General features: G+C 60.5%; 13 protein-coding genes. 4 read left to right on the forward strand and 9 right to left on the reverse strand.

What is annotated here, in order from left to right; genetic code table 11:
• Positions 1-90 precede the first annotated feature (90 nt).
• The 8 genes from ACOYXG_RS24640 to ACOYXG_RS24675 form a co-directional block, all read right to left on the reverse strand.
• The gene (locus ACOYXG_RS24640) at positions 91-3,543 is read right to left on the reverse strand and encodes a GMC family oxidoreductase N-terminal domain-containing protein (RefSeq protein ID WP_460354467.1); all 3,453 of its coding nucleotides are present in this window, start codon (positions 3,541-3,543) and stop codon (positions 91-93) included.
• 985 nt (positions 3,544-4,528) lie between these two features.
• Positions 4,529-5,446: an IS110 family transposase gene (locus tag ACOYXG_RS24645; RefSeq protein ID WP_247269778.1), complete on the reverse strand. Its 918-nt coding sequence runs from the start codon at positions 5,444-5,446 to the stop codon at positions 4,529-4,531.
• A 320-nt stretch (positions 5,447-5,766) separates the two neighbouring features.
• Positions 5,767-6,537: an electron transfer flavoprotein subunit beta gene (gene etfB / locus ACOYXG_RS24650; RefSeq protein ID WP_097089053.1), complete on the reverse strand. Its 771-nt coding sequence runs from the start codon at positions 6,535-6,537 to the stop codon at positions 5,767-5,769.
• Between the two features lie 10 nt (positions 6,538-6,547).
• Positions 6,548-7,768 (reverse strand): electron transfer flavoprotein subunit alpha, encoded by a 1,221-nt coding sequence (gene etfA, locus ACOYXG_RS24655; protein ID WP_097089050.1) that lies wholly within the window; start codon positions 7,766-7,768, stop codon positions 6,548-6,550.
• Entirely contained in the window at positions 7,768-9,717 is a 1,950-nt protein-coding gene (gene dgcB, locus ACOYXG_RS24660; RefSeq protein ID WP_183784893.1) for a dimethylglycine demethylation protein DgcB, read from the reverse strand. The genes etfA and dgcB overlap by 1 nt, the downstream gene beginning before the upstream one ends.
• 153 nt (positions 9,718-9,870) lie before the next feature.
• On the reverse strand, positions 9,871-11,931 hold the full coding sequence (gene dgcA, locus ACOYXG_RS24665) for a dimethylglycine demethylation protein DgcA (protein ID WP_460354472.1): 2,061 nt from the start codon (positions 11,929-11,931) through the stop codon (positions 9,871-9,873).
• 15 nt (positions 11,932-11,946) lie between these two features.
• Complete coding sequence (locus ACOYXG_RS24670) at positions 11,947-12,477, reverse strand: DUF5943 domain-containing protein (protein WP_007926354.1); 531 nt, start codon at positions 12,475-12,477, stop codon at positions 11,947-11,949.
• Between the two features lie 213 nt (positions 12,478-12,690).
• Complete coding sequence (locus ACOYXG_RS24675) at positions 12,691-13,668, reverse strand: dipeptidase (protein WP_007962626.1); 978 nt, start codon at positions 13,666-13,668, stop codon at positions 12,691-12,693.
• A 234-nt stretch (positions 13,669-13,902) separates the two neighbouring features.
• On the opposite strand from ACOYXG_RS24675, the gene ACOYXG_RS24680 reads away from it, so the two are divergent.
• From ACOYXG_RS24680 to ACOYXG_RS24695, 4 genes are all read left to right on the forward strand, one after another.
• Positions 13,903-14,304, forward strand: coding sequence for a lysozyme inhibitor LprI family protein (locus tag ACOYXG_RS24680; RefSeq protein ID WP_097089169.1), 402 nt, complete (start codon positions 13,903-13,905; stop codon positions 14,302-14,304).
• Positions 14,305-14,516: 212 nt separating this feature from the next.
• Positions 14,517-14,771, forward strand: coding sequence for a type II toxin-antitoxin system RelE family toxin (locus ACOYXG_RS24685; protein WP_096795711.1), 255 nt, complete (start codon positions 14,517-14,519; stop codon positions 14,769-14,771).
• Positions 14,755-15,078: a helix-turn-helix domain-containing protein gene (locus tag ACOYXG_RS24690; protein ID WP_096795712.1), complete on the forward strand. Its 324-nt coding sequence runs from the start codon at positions 14,755-14,757 to the stop codon at positions 15,076-15,078. Before ACOYXG_RS24685 ends, ACOYXG_RS24690 begins: the two co-directional genes overlap by 17 nt.
• Positions 15,079-15,106: 28 nt before the next feature.
• Positions 15,107-15,523, forward strand: a complete 417-nt coding sequence (locus ACOYXG_RS24695; protein ID WP_064589572.1) for a DUF3010 family protein — start codon at positions 15,107-15,109, stop codon at positions 15,521-15,523.
• 139 nt (positions 15,524-15,662) lie between these two features.
• Here ACOYXG_RS24695 and ACOYXG_RS24700 read toward each other — a convergent pair whose 3' ends face one another.
• Positions 15,663-16,607 (reverse strand): GlxA family transcriptional regulator, encoded by a 945-nt coding sequence (locus ACOYXG_RS24700; protein WP_123454170.1) that lies wholly within the window; start codon positions 16,605-16,607, stop codon positions 15,663-15,665.
• Positions 16,608-16,688: the final 81 nt, after the last annotated feature.

Genomic DNA, 16,688 nt, shown 5'->3' on the forward strand with positions numbered 1-16,688 from the left:
ATTGGATTGGGGATGCCCACTGGTTTTTGGGACTGGCACAAAACCCTGTGGGAGCGAGCCTGCTCGCGAAGCGGTCGACTCGGTCTGCAGTCAGCCGAGGGCCGTCTTCTCCAGGTGTTCAAGGATGATCGGATACACATCCACCACCGCGTTCTTGCCGAACATGCAGTCGATGTGGCCGTAACCCGGCACTACGTGCCGGCTGTAGCGCTCCGGCCCGTGGGCTTCGCAGACTCGCTGGTAGGTCTTGAGCGTGCTTTCCGGCAGGTAACACTGGTTCTCCGCGCCGCTGATAAAGCAGATCGGCATTGTCAGCCGCTCGAAGTGCGGCATGTACACATCGTTGCCTTTGAAATCCACCAGATGCCCTTTGCGCACGATCAGCGCCAGGTGCTCGAAGGTCTCGATGTTCGACTCGCCGAACAGCTCGTGCAGGTTGTCGTGCAGGGTTTCATTGAGCGTGTCGTGGCGATACAGCGAGGCGTACATAAAGCTGATGCGGTGGCACACCGGGTTGGTGCAATAACCCTGCGCCTCGATCCGCGCGTAGCCGTTGAGGGCCTTGTCGTAGAGGCGGTTGAACCAGTTCTCCTTGCTGTCGGCGTAAGCCGTCATCGATTTGATACCGATGGCATCGAGCATGCCCGGCAAGTGCAGACCAGCCTTCAACCCGGTAGCCGTGGCAACCACAGTGTCAGCGGCAATCTGCGAGCAGACCACCGAGCGCACACCCTGCAGCCCTGCCAGCAACGACATGAAGAATGTCGTCGCGCCGTAGCAATGCACCACGCACTGCACGTCTTTGGCCTGCGTCTCCTGCTGAATTTGCGCAATGGCAGCCTTGAAGTCGTACTGGGCGATCTGGTCGCCATTCCACTCTTTCTTGCTCGCCGGCAGCAGAATGCTCACCCGGAAATCCAGCAGCCACACGTCATAGTCGTGCTTGCACAGGTACTCCAGCAGGTTGGTCTGGATGGTGTCGGTGGAAAAGATATTCGAGCCGACACCCAGGCCATGCACCAGCATCACCGGGCCTTTGCTACCGGCCTGATAACGGGTCAGGCGCAGCTCGACGCCGTCCTCGGTAGGGAAGAAATGCACCGCCGGGATCGGCGCATCCAGTGGCCGTTTCAGGCGTGGCGGCGCGTCGGGGTTGAAGTAGATATCGCCAGCGAAGACCCCGCCGTAACTCTCCCAGAGAATCCCGGCGAAGAACTTGCCGAAGCGCGCCAAACCTTCGATGCGCTCGCGCTCGGTACGCGCATTGAGCACTTTCATGGTGGTCATCTGCTTGGCGAAATCGGTCGGATGAATGTGCATCACCCCGGAGCCGATCACCTCGCCCGACTTGTCCGGCCCGCGATACAGCGTCACGTATAGGGTGCTGGTGTCGTGCCAGATGTTCAGCACGCCGTTGTCTTCCGGCACGGTTTTGAAGGCGCTGAAGAAATAGTCGTTGCCGTCCTCGGCGGTCAGTTTCATGTCGTATTTCATGTGCCGTGTGTCGACCTGCTGCTCGAATTGTTCGAACAGATTGAACACGCCGTTGCTGGCGGTCAGCGGTTGCGGCGACAGCGCCGGGGCATTGACCGTACCGACAATGGTCGCGGCGTGCTCCGGTTCCTTGATCATCCGGTTGAGGTCGTTGGCGGTGATGGTCAGGGTAAAGTCGATCGGCGAATTATCTGCCTCACCTCGTTTGGCCGCCGCTTCGTAGACTTTCAGATCGGTGCTTTGCGCGGCGGTGAAGGCGCGGGAGAAATAGCCTTTCATGGTTTCGGTGAACTGTACGCCGAGAGTCGGTGGTGCCACCTGTTTGCGCGGTGCCGACGGCAGCGTGTAGTCGATCTGCCAACCACGGTCAGCGGCGAGCAGGCCCATGTTGCGCTCGCTCACGGCGGAGATGGTCAGCAGCGGATTGACCGCCAGCGAGGTCGGGATCACCGCGCCGTCGGTCACGTACAGACTGGCGTAAACATCGGTGCCGGCCGCGCCGCTGAACACCTGGCCCTTGTGATTGACCACGCCTTGCGTCGCGTCTTCGCCCATCACGCAACCGCCCAGCGGATGCACCGAGACGATGCTGTGCTTGAGCAGCCTGGTCCAGATCGGATTCTCCACCCACACCCCGCCCAACGCCTTGGTGCTCTGGTACAGACGCTCATTGCCGAGTTTGAAGTTTTCCTGCTCGCCGACACCCGGCCAGTCGATGCGCAACTGGTCCTTGTTGTCGAGAATCATCCGGCCCTGGCCGCTGTCGTGGCTCATGATCAGGTAGGTCTGCATGTTGTGCAGCGCGCCATAATACGGCCCGCGCAGGAAGCTCTCGGCCTCGCGCTCCTTGTAGCCGAGCTTGCCGCTGAAACTGTCGTCCGTGGCCTTGCCGATCATCTCGGCAAACCCGGCCATCGCCGGTACCATCGGCCGGCCGAGGGCGCCGGGGATCGAGCCTTCCTCGATGACCATGCGGCTGCGCCAGTCACCTTCGGTGCGCATGTCGATGATCGAGGTGATGCACGGGCCGACCGGTTGCAGTTCCTTGGCCGAATGCGCACCGAAACCGATGCCGTTGATGGTCTGCTCGCAGTTGTGGCCGAAGCCGAGAATGTCACCGTTGCCGCTCATGTTCTCGCCGAGCTGACCGGACATCACCAGACCCTTGTCCCGCGAACGCAGAAGGATCTCGGTAGAGCCGAGGGTGCCGGCGGAGACCACGACGATATCGGCCTTCACGAACAGCGTCGGCGCGTCGAATTTCTCGCGCCCGCTGTCGAGGTACTGGAAGTGCACGATCCAGCCATCGCCGTCGCGCTCCAGATGCCGCACCTCAGCCTGGCAGAAAATCTCCGCGCCATGGTTCCAGGCATCCGGCAGATAATTCATCAATGTGGTGTTCTTGGCCTTGTTGTTACAGCCCGAGACGCAGTCGCCGCACTGGTTGCACGGCAGTTGCTCGACGCCGACGTGGTTGAGGTTGTTCGGCAGTTTGTCGAAGGTCACGTTGATCGGTGGCTTGTAGAAATGCGCGCCTTGCTTGAGGTAGTCCGCAGACTTTTTGTTGGCGTCGAGCTTGGGCAGGTTCGGTGCGCTGTTCGGGTACGGATTAGGCTTGAGCATTTCCCGGGCACGGGCGTAACCGTCCTTGAGCAGCGTGTCGCGGTGCTCGCGTACCGCCTGCGGCCAGCGTGGATCCTCGAACACCCCGGGTTCCGGCTCCAGGGAAACATTGGCGTTGATCAGCGATGTACCGCCGAGGCCGCAGCCGACCACCACGTTCTGCTGGGCGTTGACGTGCAGATCGAACAGCCCGGTGCGCGAGCCGATGTGGCCGTCCGGGTCATGCACCTGCAACTCTTCGGTCGCGGCGATCATGGTGTTGGGGTATTCACCGGGCTGGATTTCCCGCCCGCGTTCGAGCAGGCACACCTGCTTGCCGGCCCGGGACAGGCGCGACGCAGCAATGCCGCCGCCATAACCGGAGCCGATGACGATCACGTCGTAGTGTTCCTTGATCTCGCTGATGGGCGTTGCGATGCGTGTCATGAGGGTGTTCCTCTTCTCAGGCAGATGGGGCAACTCTGCGGTTGCCTGCAATCTATGGGCGAACGGGCACCTGGCCTCCGGGTCGAGCCCGGCGACAGCACAGCGGTTAAAGCAGGAGGTCGCTACAGACGAGCGCGTTGATTGGCCGCACGACGTAACGTGCGCTTGCGTGGCGAGGGGGGATGGCGGTGTGGGCGGCTATCCATCATGCGTTCTCCCAGAACCTGATGTGGATAAGTGACGGCTGTCCTTGTGCCATTGCAGTGAAGACAGCGCAGGAATCGAAGTCAAGGCAACGGTTTAGAACTGTATGAAATCTGATCAATTGCTGTTTGGACTATGCCCGACGGGGCCTGCAGGGTTTGGCAAACAAGTTATCCACATAACCGCCCACAGCAATTGGGGGTAACTGTGGATGACTGGAAAAATAACTCGCTGATTTGTGAAGAAAAATCGTGACTTATCCAGAATGATGGTTTGCCAGACACATTGGCTATTTTTTGATCAAGTCTTTGTAAGCCACGTTTTTCATGGCTTGTAGAGGATGGCGAACACGTTATCCACAGAAGCACCAACAGAGTTCGGGGGTAACTTCGCGGCGGCTGTGGAAAAGCGCTGAGGGCTGTGTGAAATCGCGGTTTACACGGGGATTATCAGCTTTAAAAGCTTAATCGATCAATTATTGAACAATCCTATACAGGCCACGTTTTATATGGCTTGCAGCGGACAGCGAACATCTTGTCCACAGAAGCGCCAACAGAGATTGGGGGCAACTCTTGAAGTTATTCAGGAGAAAAAGCCCGGTAAAACCGTGACTTAGGCTGGTTGTTTTTTGAGCTGGAGCCTGGAAGGCTTGATTGGCGTGGTGTGCAGGGATGGGCGAACACGTTATCCACAGATCCGCCAACAGGGATTGTGGGTAAACACACTGAGATCTGCTGCCCCTTAACCAATGTGGGAGCAACTGTCTTACTGCCACCGTTCGTCACCGCCACTCTGTGCCGTCTCGCAGCATGGCATTCAGTCTGATCAGCAGTATTCGCATACAGGCGATGAGCGCGACTTTCGCGCTCTTGCCCCGTTCTCTTAAGGATTCATAACGGGCCTTGAAGTCGGCTTGATGGCGGATAACGACCCAGCACGACATGTAAAGCGCACGTCTGACGCGCGCTCTCCCTCCGTAAATCTGACGTTTCCCGCTGTGATTTCCACTGTCGTCGTTGTAGGGGGCGATTCCCGCCAGTGCGGCGATCTCCCTGCGATCCAGCTCGCCGAGTTCGGGCAGATAAACCAACAAGCTGGCGGTCGCCACAGTGCCGATGCCTTTGACGGAGATAAGCCGATCGGCTTTTTCCGCATCCAGCTCACGCATGCTTTGATCGATGGCTTTGCCGAGCTGCTTGATCTGGGTTTGCAGGTAGCGAATATGGTCCCTGATCGCCTCTACAACCGCAGGCAACTGGGCCTGCTGCAGCCGGCGCTTGTTGTCGTCGCGCTGCTGGACGAAGTGCTCGCGTAATTGAATCAACTCGCGCAGGGCTTCACGCTCAGGCGAGATGGGCTTTTCGCGAGACGCATGCAGCGCTTCGGCAAAATCGGCGAGAACCGCCGCGTCGATGGGATCGGTTTTGGCGTTCTTGCCCATTGCTACGGCAAAGGCTCTGGCCCGGCGAGGATTGATCCTCAACACGCTGAAACTTGCCTGCTGCAATGCCGCCATGACCTTGCGTTCATAGCCGCCTGTGGCTTCCAGCAACACGCGGCCAACCGTGTACTGACCTAAACGCGCGACCAGCACATCAAAGCCTTCAACGGTATTGGGAACTTCAAAGCCGTCTTTCTGTGGTTGAACCCAGACGACCAGATTGGATTTGGAGATATCGATGCCGACCCAGGAAATCATGGCAAAACCCTCTTACACTCAGAAGTGAGAGTGCTCTGGCTTTGCCCACGCTTGTGATTCGAGTGGCGCTCGTCCAACTGTTCGGGCTTATGGGCCAGAGTAGAAAGGTGGATGGCAGCTTTGCTCCCACTCGTGCTTCAAGCACCGCGGACTCACAGCTTGCCATCCACCCCTCTCACCCCAGAGTTTATTCCCTTACTCAGACACAAGCGGGCTTGCTCGCGAAAGCGGTGGGTCATTCAACTTTGATGCAGCTGAAACGACGCTTTCGCGAGCAAGCCCGCTCCCACAGGGGGTGTTCAGTGTCTGGAAGATCGTGGCTAGCGAACGACGCCTTCTTCGATCAGGAGTTTGAGGATCGCTTCCGCCCCGGCCTGCGCTGTAACGCCCTTGAGCACTTGCCCACCACCACCGCTGGCCTTGGCCGTCGCCGCTTTCATGCGGTCGGCACCGCTTTTGGCCTTGATCACCTTCAAACGTTTCGGCCGTGGCTTGGCCGGTTGCAAGGTGGCAATCGCGAGCAACTCATCGTCCACCACTTCGATGTCTTCAGCCTGCAAAACTCCGCGTCGCGCCGGACCGTAGGCACTCTGTCGAGGTTTGGGCGCGGCGTTATCCACAGTCGCCAGAAACGGCAGCTTCACCTTCAACCGCCGCCGCTGCCCACGGGGCAAGGCTTGCAGCACCAGCGCCGAACCATCATTGATCGACTCGACCTGCGCCAGCCCGACCACCAGCGGCCAGCCCAGCCCTTCGGCGAGCAAGAACGGCAACATGCCCGAGCCTTCGCCGGTTTCCGCCTGACTGCCGGTCAGCACTACCTGGGCGCCGGCATCACGCAGATACGCGGTCAGCGCCGGCAAGGCGTCGGCGCCAGCGGGTTGCTCCAGCACATGCAGCTGTTCCAGGCCCATGCCCAGATAGGCGCGCAGCGCCGGTTCCGCGACATCTCCGGCGTGCAGCACCTGCAGGTTATCCCCAGCCAGTTGCAGGCCCAGTTCCACGGCGCGGGCGTCCTGTTCGGCGCGGCGTGGCCGGCCCGAGGTCGGGTGGGCACCGATGGAAACCAGACTGATGATCTTTGTGCTCATAACCCGTTCCTTAAGCCGCATCGCGCTTGGCTTCGTTGCGGTAAGCCGCTACCGCCGCGATCAAGGCCTGAAGAATTTCCGCGCTCTCGCCAATCACCGACAGGTCGGCGCGTTTGATCATGTCGCAACCGGGGTCGAGGTTGATCGCCACCACCTTGTCGCAGGCACCGATGCCCTGCAGGTGCTGGATCGCCCCGGAGATACCCACAGCCACGTAAACCCGCGCGGTGACCCAAGTGCCGGACGCGCCGACCTGCCGATCACGGGCCATGAAGCCGTCGTCCACCGCCACCCGCGAGGCGCCTTCGGTGGCACCGAGCGCCGCAGCGGTCTGGTGGAACAGCGCCCAGTCCTTGACCCCGTTGCCGCCGGAGAAAATGAATTCGGCCTCGGCCATCGGAATCGCCGCCGGGTCCACCGCGACCGCGCCAAGATCCTCGATCCGCGACAGGCTGCGCGCCACCGTTGTGGATAACTCCACCGGCAGCGCCTCATGACGGGTTTCGCTGACCGGTTCCGCGCATTCGGCTGCGGCCAGAATCAAACGTGCGACCGGTCGCGCCAGGTCTTGCAGGCCCGCGCCAGCGCGACCGATGCATTCCTGATCCTTGACCTGCCAGACTCGCGTTGCCGGCCGTTCGCCCAGTGCCGCGGCAAAACGCCGACCGAGTTCGCCGCCACCGCTGCGGCTGTCCGGCAGCAGCCAGTGGCGCGGATTGAACTGGTTATCCACAGCCCGCAGGCCCTGCACCCGTTGCTCCGGTGCATAACCGCTGAATTGGTCGCCCTCCAGTACCAGCAAGCGATCGACGCCGGCCGTGGCGAAGGCGTTCTCTTTGTGCTCGCCAAACACCACCGCCAGCACCGCGCCGTCGTTGCCGGCCAGTTGATGAGCCAGGCCGAGCAAGTCGCGGTCGTGGCTGCTCAGGCGGCCGCCGACCATGTCCGGCACCACGCTGATGTAGAACGCCGGGGCTGGCACCTGATGCAGCGGCAACTGCACTTCAACCGTGGCCGAACGTTTGACCGCCCCGCCCTGTTGCGCGCCGCTGCGATCGATACGCTTGATGCCGTTGGGGCCGATGAATCCGATGCCGTGCAGGTTCTTGCGGATGACGCCATTGGGGCCCATCCAGCTGTGTTGCGCCGGTTGCATGGCCGCGTGCAGCGGATGCAGGCGGTTACGCGCAATCCATTCGGCGCGCGGGTCGCGGCGGATAATGTCGCTCATCAGTGGGCCTCCGCAGGTTCACGTTTGGCCGGTGCAGTCGGCTTGTTCGGCGCGGCGTCTTCGAGCAGCGCGTCGGCCACCAGTTCGGCGATGTCCTTGATCAGCGGACGCGGTTCGACCACACCCTCGAGCATCGCCGTGCACTGTGGACAACCTACTGCCACCAGCTCGGCGCCGGTCTCGCGGATGTCATCCATGCGCATGTCGGGAATCCGCTGCTTGCCCGGAATATCGGTGATCGGCGCGCCGCCACCGCCGCCGCAGCAGCGCGAACGGAAGCCGGAACGTTGCATCTCTTTGACCTCGATGCCGAGGGCGCGCAGCACTTCACGCGGCGCCTCGTACTCGCCGTTGTAGCGGCCGAGGTAGCACGGGTCGTGGTAGGTCACGCTGTTGCCTTTGTGCTGACCGAGATTGAGCGCACCGGCCTGGATGATTTCCGCCATGTAGGTGCTGTGGTGCTGCACCAGGTAGTTGCCGTCGAACGCGCCGTACTCGTTTTTCAGCACATGGAAGCTATGCGGATCGCAGGTGACGATGCGGTTGAAGCTGTATTTGGCCAGGGTCTGGACATTGCGTTTGGCGAGCAGCTGGAAGGTCGCTTCGTCGCCTAAACGCCGGGCCACGTCACCGCTGTCACGTTCTTCGAGGCCGAGTACGGCGAAGTCGACCTTCGCGGCTTTCAGCACTTTGACGAACGCACGCAAGGTGCGCTGGTTACGCATGTCGAAGGCACCGTCGCCGACCCAGAACAGCACGTCGGTGGATTTCTTTTCGCTAAGCAGAGTGAGGTTCAGATCCGCCGCCCAGTTCATCCGCCCGCCCGGAGCGAAACCGCCGGGGTTGTCAGTGGCGATGAGGTTTTCCAGGACCTCGGCACCCTTGTTCGGGGTCGCGCCTTTTTCCAGCGTCAGGTGGCGGCGCATGTCGACGATGGCGTCGACGTGCTCGATCATCATCGGGCATTCCTCGACGCAGGCGCGGCAGGTGGTGCACGACCACAGGGTTTCGGCATCGACCAGACCATTGACGATAGGTTGATGCGGATTGCCGCTGTGCTCACCGATTGGTTTGCCGGGGTACGGGCTACCGGCAAACTTCGCGTCAGTGCCGCCAGCGAGGCCGACGACCATGTCCTGAATCAGCTTTTTCGGGTTCAGCGGCTGGCCGGCAGCGAAGGCCGGGCACGCCGCTTCGCACTTGCCGCACTGCACGCAGGCGTCAAAACCGAGCAACTGGTTCCAGGTGAAATCCTTGGGTTTTTCCACGCCGAGCGGCGCGCTTGGATCATTCAGATCCAGCGGTTTCAAACCGGTGGAACGACCGCCGCCAAAGCGCTCGGCGCGGCGGTGCCAAGCCAGGTGCAGGGCGCCGGCGAAGGCGTGCTTCATCGGCCCGCCCCAAGTCATGCCGAAGAACAGCTCCGACACGCCCCACAAAACGCCGAGCCCGAGAATCGCCGCCAGCAGCCAGCCGCCGAAGTTCTCCGGGAGAATTCCTGCCACCGGCAGGGTCACCAGGAAGAACGAGGCGGAGAAAGCCAGCAGGCTTTTCGGCAGGCGCATCCACGGGCCTTTCGACAACCGTGCCGGCGGATTGAGCCGGCGCCGATAAACGAAGAGCGCACCGACGAACATCACCGCCGTCATCAGCAGCAGCGCATAGCCGAGGATGCGGTTATGCAGGCCGAAACCGTGCACCAGAATCGCCAGCACGATCGACGCCACCGCACCACCGGCCGTGGCGACGTGGGTGTTGGCGATGTATTTGTCCCGCGCCACCACGTGGTGCAGATCGACCATGTAACGCTTGGGCATGGCGAACAGGCCGCCGAGCAGATCGACCTTCGAGGCCCGGCCCCGACGCCACATGGCCACCCGCCGCAACGCACCCAGCACCGCAAGGGCCAGGGCTGCGAACAACAGGATTGGAAGAAGGGTGTTCAACATGGTGAAGCTCCCACCAGTACAGCCTGGAGAAACACGGTCCGCTTTACTGTGGGAGCGAGCCTGCTCGCGAAAGCGCTGGGTCAGTCGACATCATCGTCAACTGACAGATTGCATTCGCGAGCAGGCTCGCTCCCCCAGGGTTTGGTGCAAGTCTTAGAAGTCTTTGCAAAGGCGCAACGCGTCATAGATCGCAGCATGGGTATTACGCTGCGCCACGCAGTCGCCGATGCGGAACAGCAAGTAGCCGTCGCCCGCCTCGCTCAGCGAAGGTTGCGGCTGGATCGCGAACAGCGCCTCGACATCGATCTGGCCCTTGTTGCGCGAGCCTTCCTTGAGCGCGTAGTAGATTTCCTCATCCGGACGCACGCCGTTTTCCACCACCACCTGATCGACCACCCGCTCCTCTTTGGCGCCGGTGTATTCGTTCTCCAGCACCGCCACCAGTTTGTCGCCTTCGCGGTAGACCTTTTCCAGCATCATGTCGCCGGTCATGATCACTTCTTTCGGGTACATGCTGCGGTAGTAAGTCGGGAACGATGTACCGCCGATGGCCACGCCCGGTTTGATGTCGTCGGTGACGATCTCGACCTGGCTGCCCTTGTCAGCGAGGAAGTCGGCGACCGACATCCCGGTGAACTCGCAAATGGTGTCGTAGACCAGCACGTTCTTGCCCGGCGCGACCTTGCCGTCGAGCACGTCCCAGCTGCTGACCACCAAGCCTTCGGCGGCGCCCCAGTGTTCGTTCTGCTCAAGGAACGGATGCCCACCGACCGCCAGCACCACCACGTCCGGACGCAGATCGAGGATGGTTGCCGCATCGGCCGCAGTGCCCAGACGCAGGTCGACTTTCAGCCGCGCCAGCTCCAGCTGGAACCAGCGGGTGATGCCGGCGATCTGGTCACGTTGCGGCGCTTTCGACGCGGTGGTGATCTGCCCACCGATGAATTCTTTCTTCTCGAACAGGGTCACGTCGTGGCCACGCTCGGCAGAGACGCGTGCTGCTTCCATCCCGGCCGGGCCGGCACCAACGATCACCACTTTGCGTTTGACGCCTGTGGACTTCTCGATGATGTGCGGCACGCCCATGTATTCACGAGAGGTCGCGGCGTTCTGGATGCACAGCACGTCCAGACCTTGATACTGACGGTCGATGCAGTAGTTGGCGCCGACGCACTGTTTGATCTGGTCGATCTGGCCCATCTTGATCTTGGCGATCAGGTGCGGGTCGGCGATGTGCGCGCGGGTCATGCCGACCATGTCGACGTAACCGCCTTCAAGGATGCGCGTGGCCTGGTTCGGGTCCTTGATGTTCTGCGCGTGCAGCACCGGCACCTTGACCACTTCCTTGATTCCGGCCGCCAGGTGCAGGAACGGCTCCGGCGGATAGCTCATGTTCGGAATCACGTTGGCCAGGGTGTTGTGGGTGTCGCAACCCGAGCCGACGACGCCGATGAAATCGAGCATGCCGGTGTCGTCGTAATACTTGGCGATCTGCTTCATGTCCTCGTGCGACAGACCATCCGGGTGGAACTCGTCACCGCAGATACGCATGCCCACGCAGAAGTCGTCGCCGACCTCGGCACGCACGGCTTTCAGTACTTCCAGGCCAAACTTCATCCGGCCTTCGAAGCTGCCACCCCATTCATCGGTACGCTTGTTGACGCGCGGGCTCCAGAACTGGTCGATCATGTGCTGGTGCACGGCAGACAACTCGACGCCGTCCAGGCCACCGGCCTTGGCGCGACGCGCCGCTTGCGCGTAGTTGCCGATCACCCGCCAGATTTCTTCCGGCTCGATGGTCTTGCAGGTCGCACGGTGCACAGGTTCACGGATACCCGACGGCGACATCAGGGTCGGCCAGTGGAAACCATCCCAACGTGAGCGCCGGCCCATGTGGGTAATCTGGATCATGATCTTGGCGCCGTGCTTGTGCATGGCGTCGGCGAGATTCTGGAAGTGCGGAATGATCCGGTCGGTGGACAGGTTGACCGAACTCCACCATTGCTGCGGACTGTCGATGGCGACCACCGACGAACCGCCGCAGATCGCCAGGCCAATGCCGCCCTTGGCTTTCTCTTCGTAGTATTTGACGTAGCGCTCGGTGGTCATGCCACCGTCGGTCGCGTAGACCTCGGCGTGCGCGGTGCTGAGCACGCGGTTGCGGATGGTCAGTTTGCCGATCTGGATCGGCTGGAACATTGCTTCGAAAGCCATGGCGGGTTCCTCGACTTACAACGGCTTGACGGTGAACAGGCCGTCGTCGTGGCCTTCTTCGGAGCCACCGTAGACTTGCTCGGCAACCGTACGAATCTTGCTGCCGCGAGCGGCGAGGATCTGGTCCATGGCGCCGGCAAACCAGCCGGTGAACATGTAGTCAACCTTGCGCCCGACCTTGCCGTAGACGTAGACGAACGCGGAGTGTTCGAGCTTGACGCTGGCGGTGCCTTTGTCGAGGTCGATGTCCTGAATCTTGAACAGGCCCCAGCCGCGTTGCGACAGGCGCTTCATGTAGTGCTCGAACACCGCGACGCCTTCCAGGCCGTGGCACTCGGCTTCTTTCTCACACCAGTGCCAGGCGGACTTGTAGCCGGCCTTGTAGAGGATTTCGGCATAGGCGTCGGCGCCCAGCACTTCCTCGATACCCATGTGGTTGTTGACGAAGAAGTGACGCGGCACGTACAGCATCGGCAGGGCGTCGGAGGTCCAGACACCGGTCTCGCTGTCGACTTCGATTGGCAATTGCGGGGCGATCTTGGCCATGGAAACTTAACTCCAGAAAATTCGTGGTTGGTGCCGAGCGAAGCTTTTGCTTTGCTCTTATAAACAAGCCGTATGAATGACTTTGGAGCCGTAGCGAGCACGTCGAGAGCAAGGAAGGACCGGAGCGACAAGCGAGACAGTACGGGACGTACGGCGAGTTTGGCGCGAGGACCTGACGCAGCTATCGGCGAGCGGAGTAGGCTCCAGAGTTATTCATTCGCCCCAGACGTCTTTGAGGACGTTCACCCAGTTCTCGCCCATGATCTTGCGCACCACACGCTCGGAGTGGCCGCGCTTGAGCAGGGTTTCGGTCAGGTTCGGGAACTCGCCGACGGTGCGGATGCCCAGCGGATTGATGATCTTGCCGAAGCTGGTCAGACGACGGGCGTAGCCCTTGTCGTGGGTCAGGTATTCGAAGAAGTCCTGGCCGTGCCCCTGGGTGAAGTCGGTGCCGATGCCGATGGCGTCTTCGCCGACGATGTTCATGGTGTATTCGATGGCTTCGGCGTAATCGTCGATGGTCGAATCGATGCCCTTGGCGAGGAATGGCGCGAACATGGTCACGCCAACAAAACCGCCGTGGTCAGCAATGAACTTCAGTTCAGCATCGGACTTGTTGCGTGGGTGCTCTTTCAGACCCGACGGCAGGCAGTGGGAATAGCAGACTGGTTTTTTCGATTCGAGGATGACTTCTTCGGACGTCTTGGAACCGACGTGGGACAGGTCGCACATGACGCCGACGCGGTTCATCTCGGCGACGATTTCGCGACCGAAGCCCGACAGGCCGCCGTCACGCTCGTAGCAGCCGGTGCCGACCAGGTTCTGGGTGTTGTAGCACATCTGCACGATGCCGACGCCGAGCTGCTTGAACACCTCGACATAGCCGATCTGGTCTTCGAAGGCGTGGGCATTCTGGAAGCCGAAAAGGATGCCGGTCTTGCCCTGCTCCTTGGCGCGACGGATGTCGGCGGTGGTGCGCACCGGCATCACCAGGTCACTGTTTTCGCGGATCAGCTTCTGGCTGGCGGCAATATTGTTCACGGTCGCCTGAAAGCCTTCCCACACCGACACAGTGCAGTTGGCCGCCGTCAGACCGCCCTTGCGCATGTCTTCGAACAGCTCGCGGTTCCATTTGGCAATGATCAGACCGTCGATAACGATGCTGTCGGCGTGTAATTCGGCTGGGCTCATCAGGCGTCCCCTTATTGGCGATTCATGCGCCGAATCGTCTGCCGGCGCTTTGGGGCCAGCATATGCCTCGGTGCCGGGGCGACCGGGTGCAAAAACGACAGGGGAATTGCCGAAAGCGTCAATCCGCGACAAAGGGTCGCCAGGCGCTCCGATCAGCTACCTGTTCAAGCCCGCACGCTTGAGCCAGAATCTGGCGCATCTTGGATACATCACTGGATTAGAGCGGCGACAACCATGAAATCGATCTTCCTGGCTTTGGCACTGATGGCGACTGGCGTACACGCCGCCGAAGAGACCGACAACAACCCGTGCGACGCGGTGGAAAACGACGTCCAGACCCTGGAATGCTCGACCTACAGCCGCAGCACCGCCGAAGACCTGCTCAAGGACAACTACGCCAGCCTCAACGAGCGCATGCAGACCACCTACGGCAAAAACGCCGCGCAACTGGCCGACATCACCGCCAAACTGAAAACCGCCCAGCAACAATGGCTGAAAACCCGCGACGCCGATTGCGCCGTGGAAGCCTTCCCGGCCACCGAAGGGAGCAAAGCGTTCAAGATTGCGCAGAATGACTGTGTGGCGCGGATGAGTGACGAACGGTCGGAGTTTTTGGAGTCGATTGGGCAGGAATGATCCTGAATGTTCCGCTGAAAGCTGGAACTGCCTCCAGCTTTCAGCCGCACTATCCCCTCTTCCTACAAAGTACTCCGACCTCGCCTACACAAATTTCTTGAACGCCCGAAGCTGCGGGCCTTTCACGCAACATGCTGTCAACGATTGTTGATTGGCCTCCGAAGAAACATAAGCAAAGATTCGCGAATCTTATAAAAGACTTATATTCTTCCATGAACAGCATCCACTGGACACGAAAGGCCGTTAAGCAACTCTTGAAATTGCACTCTGTGCATCAGGTAAAGGTTCGAGATGCCGTTACGTCGCTCGCCGACATGCCTGATGTGGGCAATGTCAAAGCACTGATTGGCCATGACTACGCCTACCGCCTGCGCGTCGGCAATTATCGAGTCATGTTTGACTGGGATGGCGCAATCAAAGTGATCAGTATTCAAGAGGTCAAGAAACGCGATGAACGCACCTACTGACATCCAAATCATCAACGACGCTGAAGGCAACCCAGCCTTCGTCGTCATCCCTTACGCGCAGTACATTGCGCAGAAAAAGCAGCCCGACCTGATTCCCCATGAAGTCGTCAGTCGGATGGTCGACGGGGCGACACCGATCCGTGCCTGGCGTGAATATCTCAACTTGACTCAGGAAGAAGTCGCCAAACGCATGGGTATTTCACAACCGGCGTTTGCTCAGCAGGAAACAGTCGCCAAGCCTCGCAAGGCCACACGCGAGAAAATTGCCGCAGCGTTCGGCATCACCGCCAATCAGCTTGAGTTGTAGGCTGCCCTCTTTATTCAAAGGAATTCCCATGAACATCTGCGGCATCGAAATCAAAGGCAGCGAAGCGATCATCGCCGTGGCCTCCCTTGACGGGGCAACGCTGAGCCATGTGGCGCTCAACACCAAGAAAATCGCCCTCGACGATGATGACGAGGCAGCCAACGTCAAACGCTTCGCGGCGCAGGTCGCTTCGTTTGTGCGCGAGCATTCGATTGACCGGATTGCGATCAAGAAGCGCAGCAAGAAGGGTGAGTTTGCCGGTGGGCCGACCACGTTCAAGATCGAGGGGGTGTTTCAGTTGCTGGATGGGTGTGAGGTGACGCTGTTGTCGCCGCAGACGATCAATGCGCAGGCCAAGAAGCACAACTTTGAGCTGCCGGGGACGCTGAACAAGTATCAGCATGAGGCTTACAAGGCGGCGTGTTCGGCGTTGGTGAAGAAGTAACCTTTTCTTCAGACACTGAAGATCAAAAATGTGGGAGCGGGCTTGCTCGCGAATGCGGAGTGTCAGTCGACACATGAGTTGACTGATCCACCGCATTCGCGAGCAAGCCCGCTCCCACATTGGTTTTGTGTACATTCATTCAGGCTTGGGCGGTACGCCGGTCTTCGCGGGGGCAGCGGGCGAACTTCGCGCGGTAGCTGCGGGTGAAATACGACGGCGATTCAAACCCGCAGGCGATGCTGACTTCGAGCACACTCATATCGGTCTGGCGCAACAGCTGCCGGGCTTTTTCCAATCGCAGGCGCAGATAAAAATTGCTCGGTGTGTCGTTCAGATGCAGCCGAAACAGGCGCTCCAGTTGCCGCCGTGTCACCTTGATCGATTCCGCCAGTTGCAGCGTGGTCAGCGGTGGTTCGCTGTGTTGTTCCATCTCGCCAATCACTTGCACCAACTTCTTGTTGTTGATGCCGTAGCGCGTGGCGACTTCCATGCGCTGGTGGTCCTTGCGCGGACGAATCCGCCCCAGCACGAATTGTTCGCTGACCTGAATCGCCAGTTGCGGGCCGTGGGCCTGGGCGATCAGATCAAGCATCAGATCGATAGACGCCGTGCCGCCCGCCGAGGTGATGCGCCGCCGGTCAATCTCGAACAGTTCCTGAGTCACGCTGAGCTGTGGATAAGATTCCTTGAACGCATCGATGGCTTCCCAGTGCAGGGTCAGGCGATGGCCGTCAAGCAGGCCGGCCTCCGCGAGGACGAAGCTGCCGGTGTCGATAGCGCCAAGGGTCACGCCTTCGTTGTCCAGGCGTCGCAGCCAGTGCTCAAGGGTCGGCGTGGCGAACTTCAGCGGTTCGAATCCGGCCACCACCAACAGCGTCGCGCCTTTCTTCAGCGGCTCCAGCGCCGCGTCGGCGTTGACCGACATGCCATTACTCGCCAGCACTGCCCCGCCATCGGCGCTGAGCACGTGCCAGCGGTACAGCTCGCCACGAAAGCGGTTGGCCACCCGCAGCGGTTCGATCGCGGAGATAAAGCCGATGGCGGAAAACCCCGGCATCAGCAGAAAGTAGAAATCCTGGGACATGGGCGCACTCGGTTAGCGGGTAGCGTGGAACGTTGATACGCCGATTGTCATCAGCGTTCAAGCGCACAGGTCGCTACAGTG

The organism is Pseudomonas sp. G3-39 (assembly GCF_054790485.1).